Origin of the sequence: Thalassobacterium maritimum (assembly GCF_031127805.1) — a bacterium.
Classification (GTDB): domain Bacteria; phylum Verrucomicrobiota; class Verrucomicrobiia; order Opitutales; family Coraliomargaritaceae; genus Thalassobacterium; species Thalassobacterium maritimum.
Genome location: NZ_JARXHW010000004.1, coordinates 76943 through 93431, shown reverse-complemented (window position 1 = coordinate 93431; position 16489 = coordinate 76943). Strand labels below are relative to the sequence as shown.

Genomic DNA, 16489 nt, shown 5'->3' with positions numbered 1-16489 from the left:
TTCGAGGGGGTAAGGTGTTTTCATCGCCGCTCTTATGAAACGCACCCACCACTGCTCGCAACTCCGTGCATCGGACCAAGGCTCGACCGTCACTCTTTGTGGCTGGGTCGATTCGGTTCGTGACCACGGCGGTATTTTATTTGTCGACCTTCGCGACCGCGAGGGACTCACTCAAATTGTTCTCGATCCAGCAAATAAGGGCCTCGAAGCTCAGTTTGCTTCGATTAAGCCTGAATCGGTGATTGCTGTTACCGGCAAGGTTGAAGAACGCTTTGGTGGCACCGCCAATGCAAAGCTCGCAACAGGCGAGATCGAAGTACATGCGGTCGAGCTGGAAATTCTCAATGTTTCCAAGACACCTCCATTCCCGATGGATGACTCGGCCGACAAGGTGAGCGAAGATTTGCGTATGACGCATCGCTACCTCGACCTGCGCCGTGCCACCAACACCAAGATGCTACGCATGCGCCACGCCACCAGTCGTGCCATCCGTAACTACATGGATGATCAGGCCTTTATCGAAATCGAGACGCCGATGCTCTTTAAGAGCACCCCTGAAGGTGCCCGCGAGTTCCTGGTGCCGAGCCGCATGAATCCTGGCGCTTTCTACGCATTGCCACAATCGCCACAGCAATATAAGCAAATGCTGATGGTGGGCGGTGTGGAGCGCTACTACCAGTTGGCTCGCTGCTTCCGTGACGAAGATTTGCGTGCGGACCGTCAGCCAGAGTTCACTCAAGTCGATATCGAGCTTTCGTTCATCGATCGTGAGGACATGTATGAGCTGATCGAAGGTCTGATGAAGCGTGTCTGGAAAGACGTGATCGGTGTCGACATCGAAACACCTTTCTTGCGCATGAGCTACTACGACGCGATGAATCGCTTCGGTGTCGATAAGCCGGATATGCGTTTCGACTTGGAGCTGAAGGATTGTGCTGACATTTTCGCGAATTCTGGCTTTAAGGTCTTCAAAGGCACCCTCGATTCTGGCGGTGCGATCAAGGCCTTCAATGCCAAGGGGCTTGCCGATCTGACACAGGGAGAGCTTCGCAGCCTTGAGGATTCCGCTAAGGCGCTTGGTGCCAAGGGCTTGGCGTTTATTAAGTCCGTTGGTGGCGAGTGGAAATCACCAATTCTTAAGTTTTTCTCTGAAGAAGAAAAAGCGGCGATCAAGGAGCAGCTACAGGTGGAAGACGGCGACATCGTCTTCTTCGCGGCGACTGAGTGGGAGCGTGCCTGCACTATTCTCGGGCGTGTGCGCCTCGATGCCGCTCAACTTTTAGTCAAGCGCGGTAAGCTGACCATCGATCCCAACGATTACAAATTCCTCTGGGTGATTGAGTTCCCACTCATGCTCTTCGATGAGGACGAAGGTCGCTTCGTTTCTTCGCACCACCCATTTACTTCACCGGTGCCGGAAGACATCCCTCTATTGGATTCCGATCCTAAGGCGGTGCGTGGTCAGCATTACGACTTGGTGCTCAATGGCGTGGAGCTCGGTGGCGGCAGTATTCGTATCCATCAGCCTGCTCTGCAGAAGAAGGTATTCGAAGACGTGCTCAAGATCCCTGCCGACGTGGTGGAAAGCCGCTTCGGATATATGCTCAAGGCTTTCGAATATGGTGCACCGCCACATGGTGGTATCGCCTTCGGCCTCGACCGCATGGTCACCATTTTGACCCAGCGCACCAGTATTCGCGACGTGATCGCCTTCCCGAAGAATCAAAAGGGGCAGGAAATGATGACTGCCAGCCCGGGTATTGCGACAGAGAAGCAGTTGCGCGACCTGCATATCAAGGCCGTGCTTCCGAAAAAGGATTCGTGAATTAAGACTGGAACCCGGAGACTGCTCCGGGTTTCTTTATGTCCATGCGCTTTTCGCGATTCCTCTCTTTTACACTCCTTGTTTGTTTATCTGCCCCCGCTTGGGGGCAGATGACTCCCAATGCCCCAATTCAGAACTTCCGGCTGCCACGTTTTGCCGATAATGGCTATACGCAGTGGGTGCTGCAAGGTGCGCAGGGGATTTACGACAGCGAAGAGCAAGTGCGGGTCGAGGGCATGGCCATGCGCGTCTACACGGGCGACGAACGTATGGCAGTCGAGCTCTCGCTGGACAGCCCGCAGGCAACCCTGCGTCTGCAAGAAAATCGCGCATATTCAGAAGCCGCGATCGAGATTGCCGGGGCCAATTTTAAAATTTCCGGTATCGGTTGGGAGTGGTCGGGCGATAGCAAAGAGATTGTAGTCAAACAACAAACTGTGGTGACCTTTACCCAAGGCATCGCGGGTGCCTTCGTCGATACGGGCGCGTCTGACTCCGGAGGCACTGTAAAGACTGAAATTCATAGTGACGGCCTACTGCTACGCACGACGGAAGAAGAATACTACTTTGAGTTTACAGGCAGTGTGCATGCGGTCTCTGATCAAATGGACCTGCGCAGCCAGATTTTGATTGCGGTGGCCGATGCGCCCGAGGGGCGCGAGCAAAGCATCGCTGCCAAGGCAAACCCCAGCGAACTCGATTCCATTCGGCAAATTATCGCTCGCGAGCAGGTTGTGATTCTGCAAGGGGGCAAAACCGTAAAGGCTGACGAGGCGGAGTTTTTTCCCCGTGAGCAACGTGCTAACTTATTCGGGGCTGCAAGTGTGCAAACACCGGGCGCTTATTTGAGTGGCGATACGATCACCAGCCAAACGGGGGAAATTATAATTGCCGGCAGTCCCACTGCAGGGCGTGCACAGACGATTTTGACCGATACCGGTGGCCTTGGCTTACAGGGCGCTGCGGCTTTGAGCTCTGAGACGATCGTGCTGGCGGACACCATCACTATGCGTGAGCAGTCACATGAGAATCATTTCTTATTTGCGGGCTCGGTCGAAGTCATGTCGGGCGCGGTGCAAATGCGTTCGGAGCGCATGACCATCAAGGCGAATTCATCTCAACAGCCTGCGGATGATGCCGAATTCAAAGTCGGTGAGGTGAAAGATATCGTTGCGGATGGCGGGGTGCGCATCGAGCAGAGTGGGCAAATTGCTACTGGCGAGAAGGTTACTTTTTATCCCGAGGAAGAACGCGCTGTGCTGACTGGTTCGCCCAAAGTGACTAATGGCGAGGCCGTCGTGACGGGGGAAAGCATGGAGCTTAAACCGCAACGCGCCCTCATTCGTGGTGATGGCAGCACGCCCGTGGTCGTGCGCTTGCCCGAGATGCCTGACCTTGGTTACGCCGCCTTTGCTTCGAAAAGCTCCGCAACGGAGGGCGAGGGCACTGCCAGCAACACTGAGGTGGTGGCTTCGGAGCCGCCAGAGTTGACGAACACTGTCGTCACGAGTCAGTTGCTACGTATGATTGAAGAGCCAGCCCGCACCGTCTTCCGATTTACGGAAGGCGTGCACGTCACCGCGACCAATCTCGACACCACCTGCGAGCGCCTCGATGTGATTGCCACTGAATCGAAGCAAGCAGGTTCCGACGCGCCATTGGTTCTCGAGCGCATCGAAGCGCTGGAACAAGTCGTGATCAAGCAGATCGGGCGCACCGCGACTGCCGACAAAGCGATCATTTTACCAGGCGAAGGTAAGGTGGTGCTCGAAGGCGAAGCCGTGGTCGAGGATGATCGTGGCCGCGTGTCCGGACACCGCATGACACTACTGCAAGGAGAGCGCCGCGCCATCGTCGAAGGCGGCGGCCCTGATGGTGAGCGCGCACGTATTACACTGCCCGCGATGCCAGGGCGCGAGTAAGTCGGCTAGCAGTTTGTGGGCGAGCGATCAGATCAAGCCGTTCTTCTGGATTTCTTTAAGCTTGTTGGCATCGACCACATCGGGAGCGCGTTTGTCTTTGCCCGCGGTCTTATGGTAGCGACCGGTGACCTTATCCTTTTCGTAGCGAGTGAAGCCGTTTTTTTCGACATTTTCGTCGGACAATTTATTCTTAGTCGAGCCTTCCGTGTACTTGCTTGAAACGTTGGGGGAGTGGAAGACTTTACGCACGGGGTTCCCCGTCTTAGGATGCGTCTTTAGCGGCTCATCGGCCATACGTTGAATGTATTCGAAGGCTTCGCCGTCGGAGCCATCAGGGAGGATTTCTTGATATACGTAAGTAGGCATACTGTCTGTGGGATGAAAATACTAAGTGTATTACAAATGGAATGATGTCGCTTACAATCACCAACTTGTTCCCCAGTAAAACTGTGCCCTTTCTCAACGAGTGCAATCAATGTGTGATTGTATTTGAGGCTTGTCGTGTTCCAAGGTTTTTCGTTATCATAATGATGTCTACTCCTCTGATCACCCCCATACTCCCAAAGCTATGAATGTCTTACTCCTCGAAGATGAACTTGAGCTCTCCGCAGTTGCTTGTGAGCAAATTGAAGGTCGCGGTCACAAGGTCTTTTCAGCTCTAGATATCGCTCAAGCTAAGGCGATTTTGAACGATGATAATGTGCACATCGATATTATGATCGCTGATCAGCAAGTGCCGGATGGTAATGGCTCAGAGTTTGCGATCGAAACGAAAGATATGCCAGACGGCATCAAGGTCGTCGTGGTCTCTGGCATGCTGAATAGCGAAGATATTCAGCAGCTGAAAGCACATCAGGTAGATTACTATAATAAGCCCTCGCTCTATTCAGAGATTGTCGAAGATTTGGTAAAGAAACACTTTCCCAACTCCTAGTATAGTTGAGACGATCGCGCATCCAGAGGCGTTCGTGAAGTTGACGAAGTTTCTTACCTTCTGGGAGGCAGTTGCCTATGAAAGGCGTTTTTCCAGCTGAGATCACAGACGAGTGGGCGATGGTCGGAGGCGATCTTGGCAAGCCTTGAGTCAACTGTTTTGAACTCGCAATGGCTTATTTCCCCTTTGATTGCGATGCGATCGAGGGCGAAGAGGCATGGTTTGATCGGGAAAGTCCTAAGCTTGGAGCAGGCGTCAAAATTTACTATGAATTGCCGGAAATGGCTGCGCCATGGTAACCATTCATTGAGGTCGCCGAGCAAAATACAGTTTTCGCAGTGTTCTTGACTTAAGTGGGGGAGCAGACTGCGCGTTTGTAGACGACGCGCTTTGACACGTAGATCGAGATGTGTGCTGAGGATGCGTAGGCGCTGGCCACTGTATCGAATGTCGGCGATGATCGCGCCACGTGGTTCGCCGCCGTGCAGGTTGGGCAGCTCGATGCGTTGCACTTGTTCTGGTGGTTCGCGCAGCAACAGCATGTTGCCATAGTCTGCATTGGGTTTGCGCAGGGTTTTACCGTATAGCACTGAGCGATAGGGCAGGTGTTCTAGCTTGCGCAGAAAGTCACGGTCTAGGCTGTCGTCGCTGTGCACTTCTTGTAAGCCTACGATATCGGCATCTGTTTGGCGAATGACATCAAGAATACGATCGGGAGACTCCCGCCCATCGCGGCCGATGCAACCGTGAATGTTGTAAGACAGTATGCGCACTACTATTTGATGAATTTTTTGACGCCAAATGTGAGACCGAGTAATGCAGCTATACCGAGCCCTAGGTAGAGCCATGTCTGCCAGCTGGGATCGGAGTAGGCACTTTTGGCTTGGTGAGTCACGAATACCACGCCCAGCATGCCGGGCAGCATGCCCAGGCAGGAGCCCGCAACGAAGGTGCGCAGCTTCATCTTAGAAATGCCGGCCACCAAGTTCACGACGACGAAGGGAGCTATGGGGACCAGCCTCAAGAGGGCGACCGACAGCACGCCGCGATCTTGTATCTTTTTGCTCAAGCGATCGAGTCGATCATGGAAGAGCTTTTCTAAAACAGGATAGCCGGCCATTCGACCGACATAAAGCGCTGCCACCGCGCTGAGTAGGGAGCCGCCAAAACCACATGCAAACGCCGCCCATGGACTGATCACAAGTGTGGCCGACACTAACAACACGTTAATTGATATGCCGGTCATTCCCGCTAGAAAGAAAATACCGAAGAGTAGGGGCAACTTCCAAGGGCTTTGATTCAGCGATTGGAAAAACGTTTCGACGGATTCTTTATCGATCACGCTTCCCCAAGCCTCTTTCAAACCTAGGCCCAGTAAAAAGACCGCAGCGATGCTGGCAGCAATGATCGCATAGCGTTTCCAATTATGAGACGATTGATTGGAGTCATCCGAGCGGGTGGCTTTGCGCAGCCAATAGCCTAGGTCGATCGGATCATCTGGATCGAGTAGTTGCGTGTCGGCCAGTTTGCGGCGAACGGGGCCGGCGCAGCCAATCTCCAAATTACGGAGCTGATGGTGGCTCCCCTTGCGCAGGTCTCGTATCGTTTGGTTGATCGAGTTCGTGGTGGCTAGTGATTGATCGACTTTGTCTTGGCTATGTCCGAGGTGAATCCCGAGCAGGCGGCGTAAGAGTTCGGGCGCGGCTTCGGCGGCCTCGTCTAATCCGAGTGTCATCATCACTTCGGAGTCTACTTTCATGGAGCGATTACTTAGATTGGCGGAGCCGACCATGACAGCACGATCGTCGCAAATCATAGTTTTCGCATGCACATAGACTTGGCTCTCATTGCCCGCCTCATCGCTGACGTGTGGGAAGTAGGCCCCGAAACGACTATGAGTGTCCGCCTCGACTAATTTTTCTAACAAACGACAGCGCAGTAATCCTAATGTGCCTTCTTCCAGCCAGCCTCCCGTATCTTGAGTGAGAATAATGATGATCTCCGGCCCGTCTTCTTCGCCTAGTCGTTCAATTAAGGCATCGGTGATGGTGTGCGAAGATAGGTATTGATTCTCGATGTAAATATAGCGTTCGGCCGCCGCGATCATATCCAGGTGCAGTTCTTCGATTTGAGTGACTGCGGGGTATTCTTTGTATTCAGAATAGGTGAGTGCAAAGACGGCATTCGCGTTCTCAAAGTTTGGCTGTATGCTTTCAGGCCAAACTGTATTTTCGGAGCTAGGATTGGGCCAAGGCGCTTCTTCTTTTGTCGCGCGCTGCCAGCGTTGGCGGCAGAGTTCGTCCAGGGCATGCGCCGCAGGGCCGGTGACTGCAGTGTGTATGTCGTGATAGGGCTGATATTGCTCGCCATCGGGCGTGACACGCAGTGGGTCCTCTGGTTGGTGCGCTTGGGTGTCCCAACGCCAAGTGCTCAAATCCAAGCCGCCACAAAAGGCAAATCCGCCGTCGACCATCACCACTTTTTGATGATGTGACGCGCCCACGTTGATTTCAGAGTCCGTGACCAAGTGCAGGCGCGGGTGCGGATCTTGCCGGAAACGGGTAAAGGGCAGCCATTCGCGCTCGGTTAAATAAACCATCGAATAGTCCCACAGTAGAATGTAGATTTCGAGTTCCGGTTTCTGCTCCAGGAGAGCGTAAATTAGATCGACCAACTTGGTGGGGTACTCGTCTTCAGGAGATTCGTCGCGTAGTAATTCGATTTCTCCTTTGAAGTCCCAAGCCAGCAGGCAAATGTATTTTTCTGCTTGTATCACGGCTTCGCGAAAGGCGCGAAAGTAACTCTCGCCATCGACGATAAAGGCACCCCTGCCGGAGTTGGCTTGCTTCCAATAGTTGGCATCTTCACGTAGGGGGGTGAAGCCTGCTCCGAGGCATTCTTGCTGCTGCTTGTGTGTAGGTAGGCTCATATTTAATTATTATTGGAAGATTCCGTAACGCCCACTGTATAGAAGGAGCTGTGCCAGTTTTTGCTCCCGATGCGCATCCCCTTACAGCTAAGGGCTTAAGCTTTATAATGACTAGAGAGCGCGATTCCGGTCGTGCAGTATGCAAATGGGTGCGGTCTTTTGATCGTGCAATATGCAGCTTTTCGAGTGGCTTGAGGCAGGTTGATTCGTTATTGATTCCTTAAGTGGCTATCTAGCATATTCTTGTGATTTGAACGAAAAATTGGCACGGCACTTCCTATAAGTTAAATCCTGATACAAAAATCAGGTTACAACAACAATCCAACAACCGGAATATTATGAACGATATACTCAAAAAATCAGGTCTGATTCTCTCTCTCATCTTTGCTGCCTTTGCTATGACAGGCTGTGAGGACAACAACTTAGAAGATGCTGCCGATGAAGTAGGCGACGCTTTTGAGGATGCAGCGGATGATGTTAAGGATGCGACTAACTAAGCATGCTCTGAAATGAACATTCTATTTAAGCGCTCTCGCTACTTGCGAGAGCGCTTATTTTATATTGAGCTTTAAAACTCTCCAGATTCCCCAATAAAATAACGTAGGTGCTATGAATATTCTAGTCGTTGACGATGAACAAAACATTTTAAGAACAACCTGTATCGCCTTAAAAACGATGGGGCATCAAGCTTTTCAGGCCTCGTCCTCGCGTCAGGCGGAACGTGTGTTGAACGAAGAGCCGATTGATGCGATTATTTTGGACATGATGTTGGGCAATGAAAATGGGCTCGATTATCTGGATAAGCTGGAGGCCGAGGGCGAACACCCGCCGGTAGTTGTCTTTACCGCCCACTCTTCGATTGAGACGGCGGTGCAGTCGATGAAACGCGGCGCCTACGATTATATACAAAAGCCCTTCATTCCAGAAGATCTGCGACAGCTCTTAGCCAAGCTTGAAAAGAGCCTCGCGGACAGTGGTAAGTTGAAAGAACTAAAGGGGATCATAGAGTCTTCGAATCCCACTTTGCAGTTCGAGTCGAATGAACCGGAAATGCAGGAGACATTTCGTATTGCGACCAAGGCGGCCGCTTCGGAGGCCAATATTTTAATCCTAGGTTCGAGTGGTACGGGGAAGACGATGCTGGCGCGTCACGTACATGCCAATAGTCAACGTCGCGACAAACCATTTGTAACGGTGAACTGTCCAAGTTTATCAAAAGAGCTACTCGAAAGTGAGCTCTTCGGGCATATTAAAGGCTCCTTCACCGGGGCGACTAAAGATACTTGGGGCAAAGTTTCTGCGGCCGATGGGGGCACACTTTTTCTAGATGAAATCGGTGAAGTGGCGCTCGAGATTCAGCCGAAATTACTGAGGCTGCTACAGGATCGTGAATTTGAACGCGTCGGTGAAACACGCACTCGTAAAGCAAACGTCCGCGTATTGGCTGCGACTAATCGTGACCTTTCTAAAGAAGTAGAAGCCGGCACCTTTCGAGAAGATTTGTTTTATCGACTTAATGTGATCGGGCTACAAATGCCCTCCTTGCGAGAGCGGCCAGGCGATATACTTTCGATCACTCAAAGGTATGTCGACTTTTTCGCGGCTCAGTTGGGACGCGGGCGAGTCGTGCTCGCTGAGGATGCACAGCAGGCGATCGTGGATTATGCTTGGCCAGGCAACTTGCGAGAGCTCAAAAATGTGATCGAACGTTCGCTGATACTAAGTGAGGGACAAGAATTGACCAAGGCCGATTTGCCCGTTGAGTTCCATGCTGAGTCTGAGGGACGTATCACTACGGGAAGCCTCATTAGCTTGGAGGAGCTTGAAGCCGCACACATCAAGCGGGTGGTGGCTAAGACGGCTAGTTTAGACGAGGCGTCAAACGTATTAGGTATCGATCCGGCCACACTCTATCGCAAACGTAAGAAACTCGGCCTCTGTTAGTTATGAAGTTGTCGCTGCGCTCTCGCATCTATCTCGGTATTTTACCGCTGTTGCTACTGTTCCTAGGAATTATGTATTTCCTGGTCTTGGATGTGAAGTGGCTCTATCGCGATACAGAGGAGATTTCTTATACCAAATTAGCGCTTAGTCGCAACTTGGGGGATGTCCAGAGCACCTTATATGCTCTGGAAGTCTTGCTGGATGAGGGCGAAGGTTATTTGGGCCGCGATCGAGATCGGGTGAGTATGAGGCGTCTATCCGTACGCATCGATCAAGGTGCTGAAAAATTGAAGCTTTCAAATATCATGCAGTTGAAGCTTCAGGAGTTTATGCAAGATGATCGAAGTTTTAATGGGAATCTTCAATCCATCGCTGAGTTGGCAACCCATTTGTCGGAAGGGCAAGGCGATCCCAAAGCACTGTATGCTTTGATCAAAGAGACCAATGATGCGGCACGGCAACTGCGCAATACCATCAATGAGTCACTCATGCACATTCAGGCGCAAATTAAAAAACGCGTCGAAATTCTTTATGCTGTCGTGATTGGGGGGATGCTGATTGCTATTGTGTTAACGCTCGCGATATCGACCATACTATGGCGCCGGATTATCTGTCCTATCGAAGCGATCTCGCATGGTATGGAGGATTTCGGGTCCGATAGTGAACGACTCGATATTGAATATAACGAGAACGATGAGTTGGGAAAGCTCGCTCGCAGTCTGGAAGGGATGACTTTTAGACTTAAAGAGTACCAGGAATTGACCAATGAAAAATTGATTCGATCCACGAGTGCCATTCGCTCTATTTTAGATCAATCTCCCGATGCGTTTTTCATTTTTTCAGAAGAACTGGAGCCAACCTATTTCAGCCCCAGCGCCAGCCATTTGTACTCGCAGTCGACCTTGAAAGATCAGCTGCCGAGCGAAGTGAGGGAGCTCCTGCTAAAAACAATTGAAACGAATGAGCCACAGCTATCGAAGGAAATGAACGATGCCATACGCATATCTGTTGCGGGGGAAGATAAGTGGTATTTGGTGCATGCGTTTCCTTTTGATGCGCCCGATTCGGGTGACTTTAGTTATCAATCTACGAACGCAAAGCCAAGTATCGCAGTTATATTCCAAGAGGCGACTTTACTTAAACTATCGGATAGCTTGCGGAAAAATCTATTGGCCACAGTGAGCCACGAGTTGAAGACTCCGATCACCAGCGCACGTATTAGCCTTTACTTGCTTTTGGAGCAGCAACTTGGTGAGTTGAATTCAGATCAAATCGAGCTGGTGGAAACTGCTCGCGACGACGTGAACCGTCAGTTGTCGACCATCGAGAATTTACTCGATCTATCGCGGGTGGAAGAGAATACCAACGAACTTGATATTTCAGAATTTGCAGTATGCGACCTAGTCGCCGAGTCGATTGATGCGCATCATGATGTGGCGACTGCGCACGATGTGAGCCTGAGCTATGCCGCCCCTGAATCTTCTATCATACTGCAGGCCGACAAAGAAAAGCTACGTATCGTGCTGAATAATTTGGTGGTCAATGCGATCAAATATTCCGGTGCTGGACGAACTGTTGAAATACGAGCTTTTCAGCATGAAGATTTCTGCCGTGTCGAAGTGTCGGATCAAGGCCCTGGAATGGATCCAGAAACGGTGAATACGATCTTTGATGCATATACACGTGGCGACGCAACAGGTGCCGTTAAAGGCACAGGCCTAGGGCTTAAAATTTCTAAAGATATTATCGATGCACACCTTGGTGAAATTGGATGTATCAGTAAATTGGATGCAGGGAGCACTTTCTTCTTCGAATTGCCTCTGTTGTAAGTGCTGCATTTTTATTACTGACTGAGTTCCGCAACAAAAGAGCTGCGTCTATTGTAGCGGCTCATCGCGAGTCGCCACCAAGGCGGCAAGCTAGTCTCTGGTGCTGTCCAGATTTCTTTGTGTAATCGGCTGAGCGTTAAGGAGTCGTTTAAAATTCGATTTTTTTCGTTGGAACTTAAAGCTTGTGCGCCTTCTTGCATTAAACGGTCTGCTAGCTTCTGTAGCTTTTCCGCTGTTTGTGTTGGTTGCTTGTGGCGGCGTGGTAAAAAGTGCAGATGCAAAGACAGAATGTAGGGATCTAGGATAGTTTGTAGCAGTGCAAAGTCTTCTCTGAGAGTTTTAATGGCTTGTGGCATTTTAGGCTGCGCTTTTTCGGCACTCGCCAACTTATTGAAAATTTCGGGTGCTTCGATTTCATCTGGCGTGACCAATAGCTTATGTGCTTTCAGCCAACGTGCAAAATCATCGTGACTACTGGTGACGGAAAGCGGGATCGAGAGAAGCCATCCAATTAATACCGGACACATCCAATAAAAGAGCAACGGGTCGATCGCTATGGCCAATATTGTCCAGCTGAGGCCGACGAATGTCTGACCGTGTTGCGCTGCGAAGGCTGCGCTCCACGTAGTATGGCTTAAGCCGCGGTTCTGTGCATTCCATGTCACACGTTTACCGGTTAAAGTGCCGAGCACAAAGGCACTGTGGAACAGCATTAAACTAGGGGCTAGCAAGGTGAAGAAGGTGATTTCCCCCAGTATCCCTGAGCAAGCTCGCATACCGCCCCCGAATTGCTGACGAAATTTGCTGTCGAGCATCAGACGAATCAAGGTGAATAGTTTTGGTAAGAATATTAGTGAGAACGTAAGCGTAAGAATCGCGATTCCGTGGAGGCTGATGCTCTCTGGAGACAAGCTAAATAAAGCCGGTCGTATCAGTAAGCTCAAGCCGCTGCTTTCCCAGCTGTAAGCAATGAGTGTGCTCAGGCCTATGAACAGCAGCCAGAGTGGTGCGGCTAGGTAAGCATAAATACCATTGAGCATATGGATACGATTTAAGAATGGGATCTTTGCGAAGAGGGCGATCCAGGCGTGCTGTAAGTTGCCTTGGCACCAGCGCCGGTCACGTTGTGCAAAGTCGAGCAAGGTCTGGGGGAGTTCTTCGTAGCTCTCTTCCATGTCATAGGCGAGCCATACCTCATAGCCAGCTTTTCTCATGAGAGCTGCTTCCACAAAGTCGTGACTGAGCACGCGGCCGCCGAGCGCACTACTGCCAGGCAGTTCCGGTAGAGCGCATTTTTCTATAAAGGGGCGCACTCGAATGATGGCATTGTGGCCCCAGTAGTTCCCATTGCCTTGTTGCCAAAAATTAAGTCCTGCCGAGCTGATTTCGCCATGGATACGGTTGGCAAATTGTTGAAAGCGTGCAAAGAGTGTTTTAGCACCCGTCAGGCGAGGGGCTGTTTGTAGAATGCCAATTTTTGGATTTGCTTCCATCATTCGCACGAGCTTGATGAGACAGTCCGCGGACATTAAACTGTCTGCATCAAAGCAAACCATGTGTTCAAAGTGGCTGCCCCAGCGACGGCAGAAATCGCTTACGTTGCCGCTCTTTTGGTTGATATTCGAGATTCGGTGGCGATAGATGATTTTTGTTTTTGCATCTCGCTTCCTGGTGAGTTGCAACCATTGCCGCTCTTCTTCGATCCAGCGGTTCGGATTGGTCGAATCACTGAGTATGAAAAAGGTGAAGTGTTGGATCACTCCGGCCTCTTCCAGGGCTTCGTACATGGCTTCAATTCCACTGAAAAAACGGGTGGGATCTTCGTTGTAGATCGGGAAGAGAAGCGCTACGTTAGAATGTATGATGGGCTTTCCTATTGGTCGCTCGGGTAGACGGTTCATTATATTCAAACGGTCCTTACCACGCAGTGTAACTAAAAAGCCAAAGAGCGATTGGCAAAAGCCGAAGGCTAGCCCTGAAGTCAAGATTAGGTAGATCGCCAACAAGGTCCATTTGGCCGGGGAAAGACCTGTCCGATATAGCCAGTCTCCAAACAAGAGTAAGCTGGTGAGCACGATCCCTGCAAATGTTATAAAAAACAGATAGCGACTTACAGGTGAACTGGGGGAGGTGGATGCAGTGGGAGTGTTCATCTTGCAAAAATATAAACGATGTAGAGAGTGATGCTCGCGATCGATAACTTGAGCGCTTTTAAGACTACGGGGTGCTTTTGCAGGTAGCGTTCGGTGGAGTTCGTGACCTCATCGATCGCATCGAAGCGTAGGGAGGGGGCGCCCATCGAAGTTCGGCGTAAGCTTGGCTTGGCCTGACTTTGATAATGGGCGCGAATGGTTTCTAAGCGGGATTCGTCTATAGACGAGCCAGATAGGATGATTTCGGCTGCATTTTGAGGAATTTTGGCTGCCTGTAGTGCCAAATAGAGATCCTCAACACTCACAGCTTCTGTAGCAAGCTCAGCGGCTTCAGATATGGCGATCACACCAGAATGAATACGCCGTAGGGCTATGCGAGCCGCCACTGTTTCGAGTGCTTGCTCTGCTTCCTTTGTGGATGCCTCTAGTGCCTGTTCTAAGATCTCTAGGCAATATCGACTTCGTGTCACCGCATGGCTGAAGCCATAGGCGCGTAGGAGTGCATCGATTCGATTGTAGGCCAAATCAGTTTGCGCAGTCTGTGTATTTGCCGGTAGGTGGCTCAGTGTTTCCATATATAGTTCCAGCGTTCGGATACTTGATGCCCTTCTCGCAGGAGTTGAGCCGACATTCTGTAGGGGCTTTCCTGTGGGTGCTCCTGAGGTGTCTTAAAGTTTGCGAAGACACGGATGCGATCCTCCGGCTCATTGTATTGTATGATGGGGGCTTCAATCGCTTGGGCGCCACCATATTCGAAGCCTACACTTAAGCGATCAATTTCATCCAATCCAATCGATTCCGGGCGACTGAACTCGATGATGACCGTACTTGCATTGCTGTCTAAGGTGCGTTGGCCCACTCTGGTTTCGAGCACTTTCGCGAGTTCATGCGCCGGGTCTTTTGTTTGAAGAGTAATTCTATAGGAAAACTCTGTGCGGTCTTGCGTGTTGGCATCGATATCCGGCTTCCAAAAGGCGGTCACATTGTCGGTGGCTTCGGTATCGGTGCCGAAGGTGTAGAGTACAATCTCTCCAGTAGACCACTTGCCAATCGGCTCGATCCATGCCGAAGGACGTCGTTGGTAGTTTGCTTCGAGATCTTTATAATTTTTAAAATCACGATCCCGTTGTAGAAGTCCAAAGCCGCGTAATTTGGCCGTGGGCAAACGTTGGATCGTGCGCCCGGGCAGGTTTTCTAGGGGGAACCAATGCCATTCATTGTTGGCATGTACCAGCATACCATCAGAGTCATGTACCTCTGGGCGCCAATCTGTCAAATTTGGGTTGTTACTGTTTTCTCCATGCACAAACATACTTGTCAAGGGGGCGATGCCGACTTCGGCTGCGCCGCCGGCTCTAAAGAATAGACGCGTATGCACATCAATTTGGGTGACTCCTTGTGAGCGAACGTCAAAGCGGTAGGCACCCGTGACCTTTTCGCCTTCTAGCAGAGCGAACAGCGTTAATTGATTTGAATTTGCTTCCGGCTTTTTGAGCCAGAGCTTTGTAAAGCGTGGGAAATCTTCCTGCTCGCCGATGGTGTTCATTGCCAATCCGCGCAGCGAAAGCCCAAAATTGTGCCCCGCGCCGATCGCCCTAAAATAGGAGCCTCCTAGAAAGACAATGAGTTCGTCGTAGACGTCTTGGTTGTTGACCGGATATTTTACACGTATGCCTGAGTAAGCTTTAGGTTTCTTAAAAAAGCCAGGGTCGTAGCCACTGTTGCCATAATCAAAAGCATTCTTCAGGAAGGGGATCTCTTGCACATGCGTGTCCGAGGCTTCAAAGATTTCGACTTGGTCTTGAAATAGGTGTCCCGGGTGGAAGAATTCAACTCGGAATTTTGAGTCTGCATTCCACCATAGGGCTTCGGATGGACGAAATCGTATGTCCCGATACTGGTCATAGCTAAGGGACTGTAAATTCTCAGCGAGTGCTTCTGGTTGCCGCGGTGGCTGCTCTATCAGCGCTTGGGCTTCGTGGGCAACTGAATCTAATGTGATTTGAGTGCGTTCTTGTTGAGCTTGTACAGAGCTTAGGCCCAGTGCGCATAAGAGTAAGAGTGATCGGTGTACTTTGGTCATATCCATGTAGCATTAATGTGATAGGTCTTTATCCTGCAAAGTGGCGATGTAGGCGGCTACATCTTGTATCGCTTGTTCGTTGTAAACAGCCATAGCCATGGGGCGCATCTCTTTTCCGCGTGTGTCATCATTATGTTGACCACGTATTCCAGCTTGGAAATTGCGAAGCTGCCGCAGTGTATACCATGCGGGCAACGTATTTAAACGTGGTGCCCCTAGAGCTTGATCACCTTCGGCACGTTCTCCGTGACAATGAGCACAGGAGATGGTATAGCGCTCCTTTCCTGATTCTATGTTGTATGGCTGATTGTTCAGCTGCACTGCGGGTGGAATCGGAAATTCTTCAATTTCATCGAGGACCGCGTTCATAACATCCTGATCGAGTAGTAAGAGTGACATTGCGCGCATGCTGGCACCAGCAATGTCGCTACTGTGCATCCCACGGATGCCTTGTTGGTAGTTTTTGATTTGCCGTTCAAGGTACCAGCGTTTTTGGCCTGCGAGTGCCGGCGCAAATACATCTTGTTTGCCTCTGCCTTCTTCTCCGTGGCAGGGTAAGCAAGATGTGTAACTGATACGCTTAGCTGAATGCGAGAGGGTTTGATAGTCGCTGCTGTGGCTCAGTGCCGTTTCCATTGCACTTGCTAGCTTTTCTTGAGCATATGTGTGAGTGTGTAGAGCACAGAGGCTTACTAATGCCAACAGGCCCGTGCTGACGCCGGATATTAGCCGAGTTCTATTCATAGGCGCTATTGGATGTTTCTTTCTTTGCTTAAAAAAATAGTGCATATCTTGTCCTGCTTGGCGTTAGCGAAATCTATGCCATTGTAAATTGACTAGGGCTGGACTGGATGCGGCCGATTATTTTGA

The 16489-nt window shown here is 50.7% G+C and carries 13 protein-coding genes; 6 read left to right on the top strand and 7 right to left on the bottom strand.

Going from position 1 to position 16489, the window contains the following annotated elements; translation table 11 throughout:
* Positions 1–34 precede the first annotated feature (34 nt).
* Together aspS and QEH52_RS02980 are read left to right on the top strand one after the other, a co-directional pair.
* Positions 35–1825, top strand: a complete 1791-nt coding sequence (gene aspS, locus QEH52_RS02985; RefSeq protein WP_308948531.1) for an aspartate--tRNA ligase — start codon at positions 35–37, stop codon at positions 1823–1825.
* Positions 1826–1869: 44 nt separating this feature from the next.
* On the top strand, positions 1870–3747 hold the full coding sequence (locus tag QEH52_RS02980) for an LptA/OstA family protein (RefSeq protein WP_308948529.1): 1878 nt from the start codon (positions 1870–1872) through the stop codon (positions 3745–3747).
* Positions 3748–3774: 27 nt separating this feature from the next.
* Here the strand turns inward: QEH52_RS02980 and QEH52_RS02975 are convergent, their stop codons facing one another.
* Positions 3775–4113 carry an FmdB family zinc ribbon protein gene (locus QEH52_RS02975; RefSeq protein ID WP_308948528.1) on the bottom strand — a complete coding sequence of 113 codons (339 nt, stop codon included), beginning with the start codon at positions 4111–4113 and terminating at the stop codon, positions 3775–3777.
* A gap of 202 nt (positions 4114–4315) precedes the next feature.
* Between QEH52_RS02975 and QEH52_RS02970 the strand changes: the two genes are divergently transcribed.
* A complete protein-coding gene (locus QEH52_RS02970; RefSeq protein WP_308948527.1) occupies positions 4316–4681 on the top strand; it encodes a response regulator in 366 nt (121 codons plus the stop codon).
* A 53-nt stretch (positions 4682–4734) separates the two neighbouring features.
* Here QEH52_RS02970 and QEH52_RS02965 read toward each other — a convergent pair whose 3' ends face one another.
* Positions 4735–5454 carry an endonuclease/exonuclease/phosphatase family protein gene (locus tag QEH52_RS02965; protein WP_308948526.1) on the bottom strand — a complete coding sequence of 240 codons (720 nt, stop codon included), beginning with the start codon at positions 5452–5454 and terminating at the stop codon, positions 4735–4737.
* A gap of 2 nt (positions 5455–5456) precedes the next feature.
* Positions 5457–7610, bottom strand: coding sequence for a VTT domain-containing protein (locus QEH52_RS02960; RefSeq protein ID WP_308948525.1), 2154 nt, complete (start codon positions 7608–7610; stop codon positions 5457–5459).
* Positions 7611–7948: 338 nt separating this feature from the next.
* On the opposite strand from QEH52_RS02960, the gene QEH52_RS02955 reads away from it, so the two are divergent.
* The 3 genes from QEH52_RS02955 (at position 7949) to QEH52_RS02945 (ending at position 11383) form a co-directional block, all read left to right on the top strand.
* Positions 7949–8107 (top strand): hypothetical protein, encoded by a 159-nt coding sequence (locus QEH52_RS02955; protein ID WP_308948524.1) that lies wholly within the window; start codon positions 7949–7951, stop codon positions 8105–8107.
* Positions 8108–8219: 112 nt separating this feature from the next.
* Positions 8220–9554 carry a sigma-54-dependent transcriptional regulator gene (locus tag QEH52_RS02950; protein ID WP_308948523.1) on the top strand — a complete coding sequence of 445 codons (1335 nt, stop codon included), beginning with the start codon at positions 8220–8222 and terminating at the stop codon, positions 9552–9554.
* 2 nt (positions 9555–9556) lie between these two features.
* The gene (locus QEH52_RS02945; protein WP_308948522.1) at positions 9557–11383 is read left to right on the top strand and encodes an ATP-binding protein; all 1827 of its coding nucleotides are present in this window, start codon (positions 9557–9559) and stop codon (positions 11381–11383) included.
* A gap of 14 nt (positions 11384–11397) precedes the next feature.
* Here the strand turns inward: QEH52_RS02945 and mdoH are convergent, their stop codons facing one another.
* From mdoH to QEH52_RS02925, 4 genes are read right to left on the bottom strand one after another with little or no spacing between them, the layout of a single operon-like run.
* The gene (gene mdoH, locus QEH52_RS02940; protein ID WP_308948624.1) at positions 11398–13581 is read right to left on the bottom strand and encodes a glucans biosynthesis glucosyltransferase MdoH; all 2184 of its coding nucleotides are present in this window, start codon (positions 13579–13581) and stop codon (positions 11398–11400) included.
* Positions 13533–14111: a hypothetical protein gene (locus QEH52_RS02935; RefSeq protein WP_308948521.1), complete on the bottom strand. Its 579-nt coding sequence runs from the start codon at positions 14109–14111 to the stop codon at positions 13533–13535. Before QEH52_RS02935 ends, mdoH begins: the two co-directional genes overlap by 49 nt.
* Positions 14099–15625, bottom strand: coding sequence for a glucan biosynthesis protein (locus tag QEH52_RS02930; RefSeq protein ID WP_308948520.1), 1527 nt, complete (start codon positions 15623–15625; stop codon positions 14099–14101). Before QEH52_RS02930 ends, QEH52_RS02935 begins: the two co-directional genes overlap by 13 nt.
* Positions 15626–15631: 6 nt before the next feature.
* Entirely contained in the window at positions 15632–16255 is a 624-nt protein-coding gene (locus QEH52_RS02925) for a c-type cytochrome (RefSeq protein ID WP_308948519.1), read from the bottom strand.
* Positions 16256–16489 lie beyond the last annotated feature (234 nt).